The following is a 16,152-nucleotide window of genomic DNA, read 5'->3' on the forward strand; positions in this document are numbered from 1 at the left end:
GAGGGGTCGAGGCAGCGGTGTCGACTGCGTTTTCTGGGTGCCTTCGAGAGGCTAAAGATCGCCTCCGACAGATTCACTCCGTTTAGGCGCCAAAGGTGTTGACCATCACAGCGGCTGGCTCAGGGGAAACCCGGGGATGTAAGCCAAGGGATCGGTCTGGGAAAGCTCCGGATGTGCGTCAGCCGTGAACCACGGGAGTCTGTAACGCGTACCACAGAAAACATCCCGAGGCGGTGAGCACAGTGACCGAGAACATGCGGGCCGAGGCCCTGTTCGCCAGTGACCTCCAGCCCTCCGACCGGCCCACCGACGCCCAGGTGGCCCGGGCCATCCACACGAGCCTGCTGGTACGCGGCGGTGCGGCCGGATGCGCCGCGGCCATGGCCGCCGAGTACGGCGAGCACCCCGAGAGCGCGGCGCTGCGCATGCGGTGGGCGCTCACGGTGGCGTCGCGCGGCGCGCACGCGCTGGCCGCCTAGCCGGCCGCGGCCACCCGGCGCCGCGCCTTCGCGAGGACGCTCTCGGGGAGCGCGCCGGCGGCCAGGAGCCGCGGCAGCAGGTCCGGCTCCAGCGTCAGCGCCCGAAACGTCAGCCCGATCGTCACGTCGTGGTCCGGCCGCTCGACCACCTCGACCGGATCACCGGCCCGGATGTGGCCCGCCCGCAGCACCCGCAGGTAGGCACCCGGCGCCGCCCGCTCCGTGAACCGCTTGATCCAGCCGCGCTCGTCCATCCAGTGTGCGAACGTGTTGCACGGGATCCGCGGCAGTGACACCTCCAGCAGCACCTCCGGCCCGACCCGCCAGCGCTCGCCGATCAGCGCGCCGGTCACGTCGAGGCCGCGGGTGGTGAGGTTTTCCCCGAAGACGCCGCCGGCCAGCGCGCGGCCGAGTATGGCGCCCCACTCGTCGAGGTCTTCCCGGGCGTACGCGTAGAGCGCCTGGTCGTCGCCACCGTGGTGGCCGCCGTCGAGGATGCGGTCGCCGACCGCCCCACTGCCGAGCCCGGACCCCCTGGGCCCGGGCGCGCGCAGCTCCACCGGTCCGTCGACCGGACGCTTGTCGATCCCGGTCACGCCGATCCGCGTGGCCGGGCTCGACCGTGGGACACCGAGGTTGACCGAAAGCAGCTCCGCCACCCCCCGACTCTATGCGGAGCCGCCGCCGGCTTTATGCGTTGTACCGCCTGCGTCCCCACCACCGGCTTTATGCGTCGCCGCCAGCGGAGCCGCGCAGCCGCAGGGTGATCGCCGCCAGGACCAGGAAGACGACCGCGCCGGCCGCGCCCACGACGTTCACCCCGGAGGTGAACGCCACCTGCGCCGCGTGCAGCAGCTCGGCCGCGGGCACCGGGGGCAGGCCCGCCGCCACGCCGGCCGCGGCCGCCACGCTCTCGCGGGCCGTGTCGACCGCCTCGGCCGGTACGGCCGCCGGGGCGTGGAACCTGTCGCGGTAGACCGCGGTGCCGAGCGTGCCCAGCGTGGCGATGCCCATCGCGATGCCGAACTCGCCGCCGGTCTCCATGAGGGAGGCGGCCGAGCCGGCCTTCTCCGGCGGCGCCGAGCCGATGATCACGTTGGCCGCGAGGGCCATCGGCAGCGAGATGCCCAGCTGCGCGATCACCAGCCCGCCGATCAGCAGCGGGGTGCCGTCGCCCGGGTCGATCAGCAGGTGCAGCGAGAGGCCGAAGGCGGCGAACACGAGCCCGCCGGCCATCACGTAAGCGGGGCGGAAGCGGGCGCCCAGCCGCGGCGCGACGAGGAAGCCGGCGGCGATCGCCACGTTCTGCGGCACCAGCCACAGGCCGGCGTCCAATGCGGACAGTCCGAGCACCGCCTGGAGGTACATGCTGGACATCAGCGACACCGCGGCCATCACCACGCCGGTCAGCAGCATGACGCTCAGCGACGCGCGAAACGCGCGGTACCCGAACAGGCGCAGGTCGAGCAGCGGGTCGGCGAGGACGCGCTGGCGGCGCACGAAGGTGGCGCCGAAGGTGAGCCCGACCACGACGGCGCCGGCGGCGACCGGGTCCCACCCGCCGCGGGCCAGCTCCTTGAGCCCGTAGATCACGGGCAGGATCGCGGCCAGCGACAGGCCGACGCTGACCAGGTCGAGGCGGCCGGCGCCGGGCGTGCGGTACTCGGGCAGCAGGATCGGGCCGACCACCAGCAGCAGCGCCATGAACGGCACGCCGAGCAGGAACGCCGAACCCCACCAGAAGTGCTCCAGCAGCGCGCCGCCGACCAGCGGGCCGACCGCCATGCCGCCGACGAAGCAGGTGAACCAGACGCCGATCGCCGTGCCCATCTGCTGGGGATCGGGAAACATGTTGCGGATCAGCGCCATCGTCGACGGCATCAGCGTCGCGCCCGCCACGCCGAGCAGCGCGCGGGTGGCGATGAGCATCTCGGCGCTGGTCGAGTACGCGGCAACGACCGAGGCCACGCCGAACGCCGCCGCGCCGGCCAGCAGCAGCCGGCGCCGCCCGATCCGGTCGCCGAGCGTGCCCATCGTGACCAGGAAGCCGGCCAGCATGAACGAGTAGATGTCCAGGATCCACAGCTGCTGGGTGCCGTTCGCGCCGAGGTCGGCGGTGACCTGGGGGAGGGCGAGGTAGAGGACGCTCACGTCGAGCGAGAGCAGCAACGTGGGCAGGGCCAGCACGGCCAGCCCGATCCACTCGCGGCGCCCGGCGCGTGCCGGTGCCGGGGTCGAAGTGGCGGTCATGGTGTCCATCGGTGATGCTCCGTCCGTGTCGGGGTGCTCCTGACATCCCGACGGGCGGGTCACCGCGAATTCGACAGCTCGGCGAGACGAGTTTTGAGAAATTCGCGTTCGGCCTCGTTGTCGGCCAGCTCGAGGGCCGCCTCGTAGGCGACCGCCGCCTCGCCGGCGCGACCCAGGCGGCGCAGCAGGTCGGCCTTGGTGGCCGGCAGGTAGCGGTAGCCGGCCAGCCGCTCGTCGCCTTCCAGCGCGGCGAGGTCGGCGAGGGCGGCCTCCGGTCCCCGTACCATCGAGACCGCGATCGCCCGGTTGAGCGCGACGACGGGTGACGGCCAGGCGGCGAGCAGCGCGTCGTAGAGGGTGAGCACCTGCGGCCAGTCGGTCTCCGCGTAGCTCGGCGCGGTCGCGTGCAGCGCCGCGATCGCGGCCTGGAGCCCGAAGCGGCCGCCGCCCCCGCGCAGCGCCGCCACGACGAGGTGGTGGCCCTCCTCGATCGCGTCGCGGTCCCACCGCGAGCGGTCCTGGTCTTCCAGCCGCAGCAGCCGCCCCTCCGCGTCGACCCGGGTAGCCCGCCGCGCGTCGGTGACCAGCAGCAGCGCCAGCAGCCCCTTCACCTCGCGCTCGTCCGGCATCAGCGCGAGCAGCATGCGGCCCAGGTCGAGCGCGCGGGTGGCCAGGTCGGCGCGGGTGAGGCTCGCGCCGGTCGGCGCGGTGTGCGCGGTGGTGTAGAGCAGGTGGATCACCGTCAGCACCGCGTCCAGCCGCGCCGGCAGCTCGGCCGCCGCCGGTACCCGGTAAGGGATGGCCGCCGCGGCGATCTTCTTCTTCGCGCGGGTGATCCGCGCGGCCATCGTGGGCTCCGACACCAGGAACGCGCCGGCGATGTCCGGCGTGGCCACCCCGCACACCAGGCGCAGCGTGAGGGCCACCTGCGCCTCGCGGGCCAGCGCCGGGTGGCAGCAGGTGAAGACCAGGCGCAGGCGGTCGTCGGGGATCTCGCCGCCGGCCGGCTCGGCCTCCGTGCCTTCCGTGCCCTCCCTTTCGATCAAAAGCGGCATCTTGGTACGAAAGAGTTTGTCCCGCCGGAGCACATCCAGTGCCCGGTTTCGGGCGGCGGTGGTGAGCCAGGCACCGGGGTTGCGTGGGACTCCGTCCCGGCTCCACGTGTCGAGGGCGGTCACGTAGGCGTCCTGCACGCACTCCTCGGCGACGTCGAGGTCGCGGGTGACCCGCACCGTCGCCGCGAGCACGAACGCCCACTCCCGCCGGTGCGCCTCCGCGACGGCCCGCTCGGCTGCCTCTCGACCCACACCGCACAATGTAGGGCGTGCCGCCGCCCCCGGATCTCACCGACGTCGAGAAGGCCCTGTGGGACGGGTTCGCCACGGGCACGCTGGTCGATGCCGCCGGCGCCTCGGTGCGCGCCTCGGTCGTCGCCGACCTGCTGCGCGAGGAGGCGCCCGGCCGGGCCGCCGCCGTACACCTGCGCGGCGGTCGGGTCACCGGCCGGCTGCGGCTGGCGTTCGCCGAGGTCACCCACCCGCTGCTGCTCGAAGACTGCGACTTCGACGACGTGCCCGACCTGTACTGGGCGCGCATGTCGCACACCAGCTTCGCCGGGTCGCGGATGCCCGGGTTCCTCGGCTCCAACGTGCGCGTCGACGGGCACCTCCAGATGAGCCGCTGCACGGTGAGCGACGGGGTGCGGCTGCCCGGCGCGCAGATCACCGGCGGCCTGCTCGTCGCCGACGCGGTGCTGGGCGGCAGCGCCTCGGAGTGGGCGCTGTACGCCCGCCGCGCCACCATCGGCGGTGACCTCGTGCTGACCGGCACCAAGCTCGACGGCGGCCTGGCGCTCACCAACGCCCGGCTGGGCGGCACCGCCGACCTCGACCGCGTGCGCATCACCGCCGCGCCCGCCGCGCACGCCATGGACGCCGACAACCTCGCCGTCGAGGCCGCCTTCTACTGCCGGTGGGCCGAGATCCAGGGCGAGGTGACGCTGCGCCACGCGCGGGTGGCGGCCGCGCTCTCGTTCAGCCGCACGGTGCTGCGCAACCCCGGCGGTGTCGCCCTGCGGGCCAGCCGCGCGACCCTCGAGGGCGGCCTCTACCTGCACGACGGGTTCACCGCCGAGGGCCAGGTGCGGGTGCTGAGCGCCCGCGTCGTCCGCACGCTGCGGCTCGACGGCGCGTCGCTGCGCCACCCCGGCGGGATCGCGCTGCACGCCGACTTCGCCACGATCGAGGGCATGCTCGACGGCCGCGGCGGCCTCACGATCGACGGCGAGACGAGCCTGCTCGACGCCACCGTCACCGGGCCGGTCCACATGGAAGGCGCCCACCTGCGCAACCCCGGCGGCGCCGCGCTCACCGCGCACGGTGTGACGGTCGGCGCGCTGTTCAACCTCTGCCACGGCTTCGTGGCCGAGGGCCGGGTACGCCTCGCCGGCGCCAAGGTCGGCAGCCGCGTCTGCTTCGACGACGCGACCGTCCGCGCGCCGGGCGAGATCGCCGTCTCCTGCTGGCGGCTCGAGACGCCCGAGCTGGCCCTGCGCTGGGCCACCGCGCCGGAGGGCACGGTCGACCTGCGGTACGCGACGGTCGGCATCCTCCGCGACGACCCGCGGACCTGGTCGTCCACGATGGACCTCGACGGCCTGCGCTACGACGTGCTCGAACCGTCCGGCGACGACTCCCGCCTGCCCTGGCTGGCCCGCGGACCGAGCGGCTTCCGCCCCCAGCCGTACGAGCAGCTGGCCGCCGTCTACCAGGCCCTCGGCGACGGCCCGCGGGCCCGCACCGTGCTGCTGGCCAAGCAACGCCGGCAGAGCGCGGTCGGCGCCTGGTACGCCCGCGCGTGGGGCACCCTCCAGGACGTCACCGTCGGCTACGGCTACCGCCCCCTGCGCGCGGCCGGGTGGCTGCTCGCGCTGCTCGTGGTGGGCACGGTCCTGCACGCGAGCTTCCGCCCCGAGCCGGTGGAGGATCCCGCACCCTCCTTCCAGCCGGTGATCTACACGCTCGACCTGCTGCTGCCCATCGTCGACCTGGGCCAGGAGCGCGCCTTCCAGCCGTCGGGAGGCCAGCAGTGGCTCGCGTACCTGCTGATCGCCGCCGGCTGGTTGCTGGCCACCACCATCGCCGCGGGCCTGACCCGCTCGCTGCGCCGGGCGTAGACCCCGCTCGTCGACCCTCGCGCGCAAGCCCGCGCGTCAACCCTTTGGAGGAGAGCTTGAGCAACGCCGACACCGTCATCGCCGCACTCCGTACCGGCCACGACAGCCTCGCCGCGTTCACGTCCGGGCTGAGCGACGACGACCTGGCCGGTCCGTCGGGCGCCGCCGAGTGGGACGTCTCCGGAGTGCTCAGCCACCTCGGCAGCGGCGCGGAGATCGCCCTGGCCGTCCTCGAGGCCGCCCTGGCCGGCCGGCCAAGCCCCGGCGGCGACTTCAACCAGTCGGTCTGGGACCGCTGGAACGCGATGACCCGCCGCGAACGCGCGGACGGGTTCCTGCGCTCGAACGACGCCCTGACCGCCCGCTTCGAGTCGCTGGACGCCCGGACCCGCGAAGACCTCCGGATCGACTTCGGCTTTCTGCCCGCCCCGGCCGACGTCGCCACGGCGGCGCGGATGCGCCTCAACGAGGTGGCCCTGCACTCGTGGGACGTGCGGGTCGGCTTCGACGAGCACGCCGCGGTGGCGCCGGAGGCCACCGCGGTGCTGCTGCACGCGGCCCCCGAAACGCTCGCCTGGGCCAGCCGGCCGGAGGTGCTCGACGGCCACAAAGCCGTCCTGCGGGTGACGACGACGGAGCCCACGTCCGTCTTCGCGCTCCACCTGGTGGCGCCGATCAGCGTGGACCTCACCGCACCGGACTCACCCGACGGCGAGATCACCCTGCCCGCGGAGTCGTGGCTGCGCCTGGTCGCCGGCCGGCTCGCACCCGAGCACACCCCGGCCAGCGTCACCACCTCCGGCGCAGCCGACCTCGACCTGCTGCGCCGGCTGTTCCGCGGCTACTAGCCGATCGCCTTCCCGCGGCGCGGCCGACAGGCGTGAAGCCGTTACCAGCTGATCGCCGTTCCCGGGGCGCGGCCGACACGCGTGAACGGGAACATATCGGGCAACGCCCGACCGGAGCGCCCGCGGCGGTGTAGAAACCTAGGGGTGAGTTCTCCGTGGTGTGGCGCGTGTGACCCGCACTCGCGCATCGACCCGGAGGGGCAGCCCTGCGCCGCCTGCCACCCGTCCGCCGCCGTCTCGGTGGAGGAAGCGCGGCGGTGGTGTGGTGAGTGCCATCGCCGCACCCGGCTCACCGCCGATGGGCGGAGGTGCCAGCGGTGCAACCCGCTCGCCGGGCGCGACGACGACCCGTACCGCCGGCGCGCCTGGTGCGGGCGGTGTGACAAGCGCGACCGGATGGTGCGCGACACCGACGGCGTGCGCAAGTGCCGGGCCTGCCACCCGCTCGGCCGCCCGCCCGCGCAGTGGCCGATGCACGACGTCCCGGATGGGTACACCGAGCAGCTCATGGCCTGCGAGTGGCTCTGCTACGTCTCGCCGACGCTGCGCCGCGCGGGCAGCGACCGGCTGCGGGTGTTGCTCCAGCTGTGGTTCGAGGCGGGCTGGACGCCGCGCGACGTGCTCTACGCCCTCGACCACCTGCCGACCGGCGAGACGCAGCCGGGCGAGATCCCCACGGCGGCGGCCGACCCGAGGACGACCGAGGCGTACGTGAAGCGCCGGCTGCGCGGCTGGCTCGACGGTGACGACGGGCCGCTGCCGCCGGTCAACAGGCAGATCGCCGACAACAGGCGCAAGGTGGTCGCGGCGCAGGAGGCCGCCCGCGAGGAGTGGCTGCGGCGCAGCCGGGTGGCGGTGCCGCCCACCCTGTCCCGGGGCGCGGCGCAGGCGCGGCAGGTGGCCCGCGACGCGGCCGAGCGCAACAGGCGCCGCCGCCGCGCGGCCGACGACCGGGAGCTGCTGCGGCGGGGCGAGGAGCTGGCCGCGGGGCAGGAGGTGTCGGCGCGCTGGCGGGAGCTGCTGGCCCGCGAGGCGCAGCCGCACGTCGAGGAGCCGCCGCCGGGCGTGGTGCCACCCGCGCCGCCGGCCGGAAACGACCGGTTACGGGCCGCGCTCTCGGCGCCCACCCAGATGATCAGCCTCTCCACGCTCGGGGAGTCGCTGCGCGGGCGCCGTCCCAGCCCCAGCCCCCGCCCGCGATAACCCCGGCTGTCGCCCGCGGCTCAGGCGCCGGGCAGCAGGCGGTAGCCCATGCCGGGCTCGGTGAGCAGGTGCCGCGGGTGCGCGGGGTCGTCCTCCAGCTTGCGACGCAGCTGCGCCATGTACTGGCGCAGGTAGTTGGTCTCCCGCGTGTAGGTGGGACCCCAGACGCGTTCCAGCAGAAGTCGCTGGCTGACCAGCTTGCCGGGGTTGGCGGCGAGGATCTCGATCAGGTGCCACTCGGTCGGCGTGAGGCGGACCGGGCTGCCGTCCGCGGCGTTGACCACCCGGTCGGCCAGGTTGACCGTGTGCTGTCCGATGTGGACGGTGGGTGACCCGCCGCCGCCCGCGCCGACCCGGCGGGTGACCGCCCGGATGCGGGCCAGCAGCTCGTCGACGCCGAACGGCTTGGTGACGTAGTCGTCGGCGCCGGCGTCGAGCGCGGCCACCTTGTCGGTGCTGCCGGCGCGGCCGGAGAGCACGATGATCGGCGCCTCGGTCCAGCCGCGCAGGCCGCGGATCACCTCGACGCCCTCCATGTCGGGCAGGCCGAGGTCGAGCACGACGAGGTCGGGGTGGCGGCTGGCGGCGGCGTGCAGCGCGCTCGCCCCGTCGGCGGCGGTGTCCACCTCGTACTCCCGGGCGCGCAGGTTGATCCGCAGCGCGCGCACGATCTGCGGCTCGTCGTCGACGACCAGGATCCGGATGGGCACGCACCCCATCATGCCGGGGTGCGGGGCGTCCAGCGGGCCACCACGGCCGCGACGACCGACACGAGGTACAGCTGGCCGGTCAGCGCCTCGGCGACGACGACGGCGCGGGCGGCGTTCGAGGCGGGCACGATGTCGCCGAAGCCGACCGTGGTGAGCGTGACCACGCTGAAGTAGAGGAACGCCGAGGCGTCGTCGACCCGGTCCACACCGGTCAGGTAGGGGCCGCCGAGGATCGCGGCGACCATCTGGTGGAGGCTGGAGAAGAGCAGCGCGAGCAGCAGGTACGTGGCGAGCGCCCCGGCCACCGCCTGGATGTCGACGCGCCGGCGGCCGGCGACGGTGCGGGCCGTGGCGGCGATCGTCGCGCACACGAGCAGGAAGGTGGCGGCGCTGCTGAGGCCGGTGGCCAGCCGGGTGCCGCCGGCGGCGACCGCGACCGCGCTGACCGCGACCGCGCCGACCGCGCCGGCCAGCGCCGCCCGGGCCCAGCGCCGCGGGCCGGCCAGGCGCACCGCCAGCATCAGCGCCGCGCCGAGGACGAGGACCCGCAGGGGTACCGCCGCGGAGCTCCGCCCCACCGCGATGACCAGGATGTAGAGCAGGACGATCGCGGCCAGCAGTGCGCCGAAGCGGGGCGTCGCGGGACGATCCACGAGCAAAAGGGTACGGACCCGGGCCCGCGGACAGGCCAGAATGGGGTCATGCGACTCCCGATCATGCCGCCGGTCCCGCCGATGCTGGCCAAGGCGGTCAAGGGCCTGCCCGAGGGCGCGATGAGCTTCGAGCCGAAATGGGACGGCTTCCGTTCGATCATCTTCCGTGACGGCGCCGAGGTCGAGGTCGGCAGCCGCAACGAAAAGCCGATGACGCGTTACTTCCCGGAGCTCGTCGAGGCCGTGCTGGCCAACTTCCCGGAGCGCGCGGTCATCGACGGCGAGATCATCCTGGTCGGCGAGTCCGGCGACCGCCTCGACTTCGAGATGCTCCAGCAGCGCATCCACCCCGCCGCCAGCCGGGTCAAGATGCTCTCCGAGACCGTGCCGGTCCGCTTCGTCGCGTTCGACCTGCTCGCGCTCGGCGACACCGACTGGACGGGGCGCCCCTTCGCCGAGCGGCGGGCCGCGCTGGAGGAGGCGCTCGCGCCGGCCAAGTCGCCCATCCACACCACGCCGGTCACGACCGACCGCGAGGTGGCGGAGCGCTGGTTCCACCAGTTCGAGGGCGCGGGGCTCGACGGGGTGGTGGCCAAGCCGCTCGACGGGCTGTACGAGCCGGACAAGCGCGTCATGTTCAAGGTCAAGCACGAGCGCACGGCCGACTGCGTGGTGGCCGGCTACCGCCTGCACAAGAGCGGCCCGGACCGCATCGGCTCGCTGCTGCTCGGCCTCTACAACGACGACGGCGTCCTGGCCAGCGTGGGCGTGATCGGCGCGTTTCCGCTGGCCCGGCGGGCGGAGCTGTTCGAGGAGCTCCAGCCGCTGGTGACGACGTTCGACAACCACCCGTGGGACTGGGCGCGGCAGATGGAGGGCCACCGCACCCCGCGCAACTCCGAGGGCAGCCGGTGGGCCGCGGGCAAGGACCTGTCGTTCGTGCCGCTGCGGCCCGAGCGTGTGGTCGAGGTGCGGTACGAGCACATGGAGGGCGTCCGCTTCCGCCACACCGCCCAGTTCGTCCGCTGGCGCCCCGACCGCGAACCGCGGTCGTGCACCTACGAGCAGCTCGAAGAGCCGGTCAACTTCGACCTCGAAGACGTCCTGCGCGAGGGACGGGCATAAGCGACCGTTCGGAGTTAGGGCCGCCGCGGCCGCGAAGCCTTGGTTCAAAATCAGACTTGAGCTACCGCGGTGTCCCCGCGCGAGCTATGCGTGGGCAGGGGCGCCTACGCGGGCCGACGGCGGCGGCCCGCGATGCGGCCTGGGCGGGCGCGAAGCTCTCTGGGCGAGCTACGTCAGGGCCGGGCCTAGGCGGGCTGACGGGCGGCGGCCTGAGATGCGGGCCTGGGCGGGCACGTGCCGCTTGCGGGCCACCAGCACCGGGCAGTCCGCGTGCCGCAGCACCGCCTGGGTGACCGGGCCGAGCGGTGTCGGGCGGTCGCCCTGCGCGCCGACCACGACGAGCTGGGCGCCGCCGGAGGCTTCGATCAATGCCTGGCCGGCCGGGCCTTCGACGCGGCGGTGCTCGACCTTCAGGTCACTCGCGGTGAGGGTCTCCGCGCACGCGGTGCCCTCGGCGTGCAGCACCACCAGCCCGGCGTCGCGGCGCCGCGCCTCCTCGACGGCGGTCGCCAGGCCGACGGACGCGTCCGGTGAGCCGTCGACGCCGACCACCACCGGGCCGGAGGCCGTGTCGGAGCCGCGGGCGCAGAGCACCGGCCCGACGGCCCGCGCCGCCACCTGGAACGACACCGACTCGCTCGGGTCGGCCGGGCCGCCCGGGTCGTCGCTGCCGAGGACGAGCATCGAGGCGCGGGCCGCGGCGCGCAGCAGCACCTCGATCGTCTCGCCGTCGACCACCTCGGACGACACGACCAGCTCGCGGTGCCAGTCGCGGGCCTGCGCGGCCGCGTCGGCCACGATCCGCTCCGCCTGCTCGCGTTCCTCGCCGCTGCCGCCCGGGGGCAGCTCCAGCGGCCACATGAACGCGTGTACGACGTGTAACGGGCGGCCGGTGGCCGCCGCCTCCGAGGCGGCCATGCGCACGGCGGCCGCGTCCGTCACAAGATCTTTGACACCAACCGCAACAGGCGCATCTGTGCTCGCCATGGCCGCCACCTCCGCATTGAGGCTCGATCGCCCAAGAGTTCGGTTACCGAAGAAAATCCCGTAGGGAAAGCAGGTTCATACCCCTCTGCCTGCTCACCTAACCGCATGTGACGTCCCGGCGACAGGCTTGAGCGCGGATCGGGAGTTTTCCCACACATCATCCGAAGACTCGAACCCGATCAGGACGTGGGACGTTGCGGTCGCACCGGGACGAACACCGTTAAAGCCGGCGCCATCCATACCGCTTGATCTATACCACTCCGGGTGGCGCCGTCCTGACCTGCGTGAACGAGCCATCGAAAGGAGTATATGCGACGGCCTGCCCTTGCTCGGTCGCAGGTGGGCGAGTATCCACACATGCAAAGACTTGCATCGACCAAGGGGGGCCGTCGTGCGCAAAGTGGCCGCGGCATGGATCGCCGCCGTCGTCGTCATCGCTGGCACACCGACCTTTTCGACCGCGGCGACCGCGGCTCCCGCGGCACCCGCCGACCTCAGCCTGCCCGGGGAGAAGCACGTCTCCCGCGACCTCGACAACCGCGGCGGCGCGGTGGCACCGAACGCCGCGCAGCGCGCCCGCGCCAGATCGGTGGGCGCGGTCAGGTTCAACGCCCTGGGTACACCGAGCGCGCTCGGCAACGGCGCGAAGCCGCTCGCGACCGGCCTGCCCGCCGACGCGGAGGCGGCCGCCCGCGCGTACCTGGCCGGCAACAGCGACCTCTTCGGCCTGGACGACGCGGCCGTCGCGGCGCTGGAGCCGCTGCTGGTCCGCCCGATCGGCAGCGGCACCGTGGTTACCCTGCGGCAGCGCTTCGGCGACCTGCCCGCCGGCCACGACGGCCTGGTGACCGTGCTGGTCAGCGGCGGCAAGGCGGTGCGCGTGACGTCGTCGCTCTCCCGCGACACCAGCGCGCCCGAGCCGGCCACGCTCAGCGAGGCGGAGGCGGTCGCCGTCGCCCGCGCGGACGCCGGCCTGGGCGCGGGCGTCGGCACGAGCGCGGTCAAGCGGGTCGCGGTGCCCACCCCCGCCGACGGGCCGCGCGACGCGTACGCGGTGACGCTCACCGCCGCGGCCGGTGTCGCCGACCCGCTCGCCGTCACCACCTATGTGGACGGTCGCACCGGCGGGGTGCTGGTCCGCGAGGACCTTGTCGACTTCGACTCGGACAACCCGCGCTGGGCCGTATTCCAGACCACGCCGCCGGCCAGCGTCGTCGCCGGCCGCGACCCGCGCGTGCTGTGGTGCCTCCAGCCGTCGAGCCGGTGCGTGCGGGAGGTCCGCGACCCGAACACCGGCCAGGCCTGGGACGTCGACGTCGCCACCGGCCTGCCGACCTTCACCTCGCGCGGCAACGCCGCCGACAACACGCTCAGCCTCGGCGCCGGCACCCCGGCCGTACCGGCGACGCCGAGCCCGAACCGGGAGTACATCTACCCGTTCACCGACCAGTGGCGGCAGGCCCGCTGCAACCCGACGGTCTTCACCTCCGCGCAGCGCAACGACGCCGACGCGGCCATCGCCAACCTCTTCGCGATGCACAACCGGATGCACGACTTCGCGTTCCACCTCGGCTTCACCGAGTCGGCCTGGAACATGCAGCTGGTGAACGTCTCCGGCGAGGGCCTCGGCGCCGACCCGGAAACCGGCCGCGCCCAGTCGAACGCGCTCGGCGGCAGCCGCAACAACGCCAACCAGAACACCGGCCGCGACGGCCTCCCGCCGGTGACCAACATGTTCCTCTGGCAGCCGCAGGCCGGCGGCGCGTACCCGCCGTGCGTCGACGGCGACTACGACATGACGGTGATCGGCCACGAGTACACCCACGCGATCACCAACCGCATGATCGCCGGCCCGGACACCGGCATCGGCTCGGCGCAGGGTGGCGCGATGGGCGAGTCGTGGAGCGACCTGATCGCCGCCGAGTACCTGTACGAGTACGGCCTGCGCGCGCCCGGCGACAGCCCCTTCATCACCGGCGCGTACGTCACCGGCAACACCACCACCGGCATCCGCAACTACGACTCCACCCGCAGCCCGCTCAACTACTCCGACGTCGGGTACGACCTGGTCGGCCAGCAGGTGCACGCGGACGGCGAGATCTGGAGCGCCACCCAGGTGCGCCTGCGCGCGGCGCTGCTCGCCAAGTACGGCAACGGCACGCCGTCGCTCCAGGCCCGCTGCGCCGACGGCCTCGTCGAGGTCAGCTCCTGCCCGGGCAACCGGCGGTGGGCGCAGCTGCTGTTCGACTCGTTCCTGCTCCAGGCCGGCAGCCAGTTCAGCATGCTGGACATGCGCGACAACATGCTCGCCGCCGACCTGGTCCGCTTCGGCGGGGCCAACCAGGAGCTGATGTGGAACGCGTTCGCGCAGGCCGGCATGGGCCGGGACGCCACCAGCGGCCCGAGCGACGCCGACCCGGTGCCGAGCTTCGCCTCCCCGTACGCGGACAACGCCACCGTCACGCTCCGCCCGCTCGGCGACTCCGACGGTGCGCCGATCCGGCTGTACGTGGGCGACTACGAGGCGCGGGTGACCCCGGTCGCCGACACCGACCCGGAGACCGCCCTGCCCGACACGTTCGAGATCCTCGGCGGCAAGCAGTTCAACCTCGTCGCCGCCGGCCCCGGGTACGGCCACCGCAAGTTCACGACGCTCTTCCTGCCCGGCCGCGCCCAGGAGCTCAAGGTCAACCTGCCGCGCAACCTGGCCTCCGCGGCCGGCGGCGCCACGGTGAGCGGACCGGGCGTCAACGTGGACAAGCTGATCGACGAGACCGAGGGCACCAACTGGGCCTCGCTCGACGGCGTGGCCGGCCGCACCCTCACCGTCGACCTGACCGGTGACCTGCCGCAGAAGGTCAGCGTGGTCAACGTGAGCGCGCTGCTGCGCCCGCCGATCACCGGCGACGTCGACCCCAACGTGCAGAACAGGTTCTCCGCGCTCCGCTCGTTCGCGGTGTGGGCCTGCGACGCCACGACGGCCGACTGCGCCACGGACGCCGGCTGGCGGCGGGTGTACCGCAGCGAGACCAACGCGTTCCCGTCGTTCAGCTTCCGGCCGACCGCGCCGACGCTCAACCTGCGGCAGTTCCGCTTCGCCCCGACCCCCGCCACCCACCTGCGCCTCGAGGTGGTGGCCAGCCAGTGCACCGGCAACCCGTCCTACGCCGGCGAACAGGACGCCGACCCGACGGCGGCGACCGACTGCGCGACGGCCAGCCCGTTCGCCACCCAGGTACGCGTGTCCGAGTTCCAAGCCTTCACGCGGTAGCCGCGCCATCGGTCCGGGGCGTGGGCTCGCGCTCACGCCCCGCGCCACCGACGCGAGGGCTCGGTGAGCTACCGCGACGCCCGTCGTGGTCCAGACGCAAGCCACTCACGCACGGCGGCGGCGGTTACTCAGGGAGACGAAGGCCTGTTTCGGTCTCTCGCCGCCTGTTCGGCAACAGGCATTGTGGACAAACACCCCTGCACCGCGGGCCGCATATCCGCCGGGCAAAGGGGTGACCGTGACCAGCGGCGGACGGGCGAGGCCGCGGGAGCAGCGGTCTGGACCACGACGGGCGTCGCGGCAGCTCAAATCTCCTTGTTCGAACGCGCCGATCAAGGAGAGGCCCGACGTGGCATCCCGATCGCGCCGGCCGCTTGTGGCGGCCGGGGGTCAGCGGACCTCGACGCGTACCGAGTCGAGGGCGGGGATCTGGTTGGCGCGCTGCATCATCGGGACGCGGTGGGAGGCGTCGCCGGCCCAGGCGGAGCACTGGAAGGTGCCCTCCTGCGGCAGGCCAGGTACCCGGATCTCGATGATGTCCGGCTCGGTGCCGCCGCGGCTGTCCTCGGTCGCGACGAAGAACGCCGGCGCGGGCGCGGGCTCGGGTGCCACCCGGGTGCTGGTGAGCACGCGGCAGGCGGTGTGGAAGTGGCCGCGCACCAGGCCTCGCTCGTTGAGGATCGACATGTCCACGTAGTACCCGCCGCGCCCGGCCGGCAGGAAGCGGTCGCGGACGAGGTTGCGGGTGCTGACCCGGATCGTGAAGGGCTGGTTGACGCCGACCCGCTCGGGTGCGTCGGTGATGAGCAGCGACGGGTTGTTCGCGGCGTCGGCGAGCTCGCCCATCTCGGTGTCCACGCACCGGCCGCCGTTCTGGAAGCCGTCGTGCCGCGGCAGGTCGTTTCCCTCCGCGCACTCGTCCGGCCCGAAGTCCAGGCCGGGTGGCGCGGACGTGGTCGGCGGCGGGGGCGGGGGCGCGGTGGTCGGGGGCTGCGGCGGGCCAGTGGTGACCGGTGGCCGGGTGGTCGGGTGGGTGCCGTCTCCGCGTCCGGGCTGGGGTGGGCCGGTGGTGACCGGCGGGCGGGTCGTCCGGGTGTTCGCGGCCGGCGGCCGCGGTGCCCGGGGCGCGTCGGTCTGGTCGGACTCGCCGGTCTCCTCGGTGCGCGGGGCCGGCTGCCGGGCCGGACGCCGGGTGGCCGGGCTCGTCGCCGGCGGCTTGTCGCGCGCCGCGGGCGTGGTCGGATCGGGTGCCGGGGTCGACTCCGAGTACTCGTTGGGCGCTCCGAGATCGCCGGCGGCCTGCGGTTCGTTCAGGACCTCCTGCTCGCCGGGCTGGCCCGCGCAGCCGGCCAGCGCGGTGGCGAACACGGTGAGCGTCGCGAGTGCCAAACGGATCCGGACGTGGTGTGCCATGAGCGGGACTCCAGGGTGCGGAGAGCGGGGGTACCGAG

At 73.8% G+C, this 16,152-nt stretch carries 13 protein-coding genes; 6 read left to right on the forward strand and 7 right to left on the reverse strand.

The genetic code is table 11. The features are described from left to right. Positions 1-233 precede the first annotated feature (233 nt). On the forward strand, positions 234-479 hold the full coding sequence (locus tag AC5L36_RS44040; RefSeq protein ID WP_441224880.1) for a hypothetical protein: 246 nt from the start codon (positions 234-236) through the stop codon (positions 477-479). On the opposite strand, the gene AC5L36_RS44045 is transcribed toward AC5L36_RS44040, so the two are convergent. The 3 genes from AC5L36_RS44045 to AC5L36_RS44055 all read right to left on the reverse strand — a co-directional run bounded on the left by AC5L36_RS44045 (position 476) and on the right by AC5L36_RS44055 (position 3,976). Beyond that, positions 476-1,138, reverse strand: coding sequence for an MOSC domain-containing protein (locus AC5L36_RS44045; protein ID WP_441224882.1), 663 nt, complete (start codon positions 1,136-1,138; stop codon positions 476-478). The two genes, AC5L36_RS44040 and AC5L36_RS44045, sit on opposite strands and share 4 nt — an antisense overlap. A gap of 67 nt (positions 1,139-1,205) precedes the next feature. Continuing rightward, on the reverse strand, positions 1,206-2,738 hold the full coding sequence (locus AC5L36_RS44050) for an MFS transporter (RefSeq protein WP_441224883.1): 1,533 nt from the start codon (positions 2,736-2,738) through the stop codon (positions 1,206-1,208). 50 nt (positions 2,739-2,788) lie between these two features. Then, positions 2,789-3,976, reverse strand: a complete 1,188-nt coding sequence (locus AC5L36_RS44055; RefSeq protein ID WP_441224902.1) for an RNA polymerase sigma factor — start codon at positions 3,974-3,976, stop codon at positions 2,789-2,791. A gap of 77 nt (positions 3,977-4,053) precedes the next feature. Between AC5L36_RS44055 and AC5L36_RS44060 the strand changes: the two genes are divergently transcribed. From AC5L36_RS44060 to AC5L36_RS44070, 3 genes are all read left to right on the forward strand, one after another. Then, on the forward strand, positions 4,054-5,904 hold the full coding sequence (locus tag AC5L36_RS44060) for a translocation/assembly module TamB domain-containing protein (RefSeq protein ID WP_441224885.1): 1,851 nt from the start codon (positions 4,054-4,056) through the stop codon (positions 5,902-5,904). A 56-nt stretch (positions 5,905-5,960) separates the two neighbouring features. After that, a complete protein-coding gene (locus AC5L36_RS44065) occupies positions 5,961-6,752 on the forward strand; it encodes a maleylpyruvate isomerase family mycothiol-dependent enzyme (RefSeq protein WP_441224887.1) in 792 nt (263 codons plus the stop codon). Positions 6,753-6,896: 144 nt separating this feature from the next. Then, positions 6,897-7,955 (forward strand): hypothetical protein, encoded by a 1,059-nt coding sequence (locus AC5L36_RS44070; RefSeq protein WP_441224888.1) that lies wholly within the window; start codon positions 6,897-6,899, stop codon positions 7,953-7,955. Positions 7,956-7,975: 20 nt separating this feature from the next. Here AC5L36_RS44070 and AC5L36_RS44075 read toward each other — a convergent pair whose 3' ends face one another. Together AC5L36_RS44075 and AC5L36_RS44080 are read right to left on the reverse strand one after the other, a co-directional pair. Further along, a complete protein-coding gene (locus AC5L36_RS44075) occupies positions 7,976-8,665 on the reverse strand; it encodes a response regulator (RefSeq protein WP_441224889.1) in 690 nt (229 codons plus the stop codon). A gap of 8 nt (positions 8,666-8,673) precedes the next feature. Continuing rightward, positions 8,674-9,318: an ion channel gene (locus tag AC5L36_RS44080; protein WP_441224890.1), complete on the reverse strand. Its 645-nt coding sequence runs from the start codon at positions 9,316-9,318 to the stop codon at positions 8,674-8,676. Positions 9,319-9,366: 48 nt separating this feature from the next. Here AC5L36_RS44080 and AC5L36_RS44085 point away from each other — a divergent pair, with 48 nt between their 5' ends. Beyond that, the gene (locus AC5L36_RS44085; protein ID WP_441224892.1) at positions 9,367-10,443 is read left to right on the forward strand and encodes an ATP-dependent DNA ligase; all 1,077 of its coding nucleotides are present in this window, start codon (positions 9,367-9,369) and stop codon (positions 10,441-10,443) included. A 168-nt stretch (positions 10,444-10,611) separates the two neighbouring features. On the opposite strand, the gene AC5L36_RS44090 is transcribed toward AC5L36_RS44085, so the two are convergent. Beyond that, complete coding sequence (locus tag AC5L36_RS44090; protein WP_441224893.1) at positions 10,612-11,430, reverse strand: universal stress protein; 819 nt, start codon at positions 11,428-11,430, stop codon at positions 10,612-10,614. 391 nt (positions 11,431-11,821) lie between these two features. Here AC5L36_RS44090 and AC5L36_RS44095 point away from each other — a divergent pair, with 391 nt between their 5' ends. After that, positions 11,822-14,701, forward strand: a complete 2,880-nt coding sequence (locus AC5L36_RS44095) for a M36 family metallopeptidase (RefSeq protein ID WP_441224895.1) — start codon at positions 11,822-11,824, stop codon at positions 14,699-14,701. 390 nt (positions 14,702-15,091) lie between these two features. On the opposite strand, the gene AC5L36_RS44100 is transcribed toward AC5L36_RS44095, so the two are convergent. Further along, positions 15,092-16,114: a Pecanex-like protein 1 gene (locus AC5L36_RS44100; protein ID WP_441224896.1), complete on the reverse strand. Its 1,023-nt coding sequence runs from the start codon at positions 16,112-16,114 to the stop codon at positions 15,092-15,094. Positions 16,115-16,152 lie beyond the last annotated feature (38 nt).

It is taken from the genome of Phytohabitans sp. LZ39 (assembly GCF_059359075.1).

Excerpts from the sequence above, each read along its gene's own strand:
- AC5L36_RS44100 (WP_441224896.1), bottom strand. The coding sequence starts at position 16,114 with ATGGCACACCACGTCCGGATCCGTTTGGCACTCGCGACGCTCACCGTG.
- AC5L36_RS44085 (WP_441224892.1), top strand. The coding sequence starts at position 9,367 with ATGCGACTCCCGATCATGCCGCCGGTCCCGCCGATGCTGGCCAAGGCG.
- AC5L36_RS44050 (WP_441224883.1), bottom strand. The coding sequence starts at position 2,738 with ATGGACACCATGACCGCCACTTCGACCCCGGCACCGGCACGCGCCGGG.
- AC5L36_RS44090 (WP_441224893.1), bottom strand. The coding sequence starts at position 11,430 with ATGGCGAGCACAGATGCGCCTGTTGCGGTTGGTGTCAAAGATCTTGTG.